This window comes from Flavobacterium rhamnosi (assembly GCF_048286515.1).
Classification (GTDB): Bacteria; Bacteroidota; Bacteroidia; order Flavobacteriales; family Flavobacteriaceae; genus Flavobacterium.
On sequence record NZ_JBLVPS010000060.1, the window covers coordinates 1 to 1042 of the forward strand.

At 32.7% G+C, this 1042-nt stretch carries 1 protein-coding gene; it reads right to left on the minus strand.

Going from position 1 to position 1042, the window contains the following annotated elements:
• Positions 1–14 precede the first annotated feature (14 nt).
• A complete protein-coding gene (locus ACNQGN_RS18915) occupies positions 15–917 on the minus strand; it encodes a transposase (protein WP_417989372.1) in 903 nt (300 codons plus the stop codon).
• Positions 918–1042 lie beyond the last annotated feature (125 nt).

The window sequence follows — 1042 nt, forward strand, 5'->3', positions numbered from 1 at the left end:
ATGCGAATCAAGGGTTAAAAAATTAAGTTTATAAATGCAGCTGCTATCTTTCCAAACAGATGTACTAACAAGCCTTTTGTAGATCTAACTTTGGATGCTCTTTGAATATTGGTTTTTTCAATTAACCAATTGAAAAGGGATTCAATAGGTTGTCTAACCCTTGATACTGCAGTTGAATACAGGTCGTTTGAAGCTTTGTCTCTATTTCTAATTTCTTGACATTCTCCTTTTACTGCTTTAACAGGCGTCATCATTACAGAGTTTTTTTCTTTCTCAAAATCAGAGAAAAATTCTTTGTTTTGATAGATTTTATCGCCAAAAAAGAATCTATCTTCTTTGGTTGACCATGCCTCTTTGAATACGGTTAAATCATTGACAGATGCCGGGGTAATTTGTATCTCCTCGGGAAAAGGAATTTTGTTTTCTCGTCTAAAAGCTAATGCATGAAGTTTAACTCCATAATAATACATGCTTTTTGTAGAACAATATCCTTTATCTGTAATGTCTTTGGCAACTTTTCCCGAACGCTTTCCAGAACAGGTTATAATCGGCATTGAGTCCAATAAGCTCTGATCAAAAAAACAATCCCCAGGACAGTAATCTGTAATCAAGCTAGTTACCAGTTCTTTGAAAGTTTCTGACAATCGATTCAATCGATTGGAAAACGCAGAATAAGAACCAAGATTTGGAAACCAGGAACGTAGATATTCCACAGCGAATCTATGGATTTGCTTTATGGTAATTCGTTGTTCCTCTTCTAATGCGAATAAGTAAATTGTCATAATTTCTTCATCTGTTAAATCTTGCTTGTCGTTATTGCTGAATCGTTGACATGTATATTTTAAATCTTTTTCAAATTGCTCACAAATTGTTGAATAAATTTGTACTATTTTTACGGCTTTAGTCTGAATAATCATATGTTTAAAAGTGCTTAGGACACACCTTAAATGTACTGATTTTCAGACTTTAAAACAAATAAATTGAAAGATATTTCTTATTATTTGTGTATATTTCCTGTTACTTTTCAACCCTTGATTCGCAT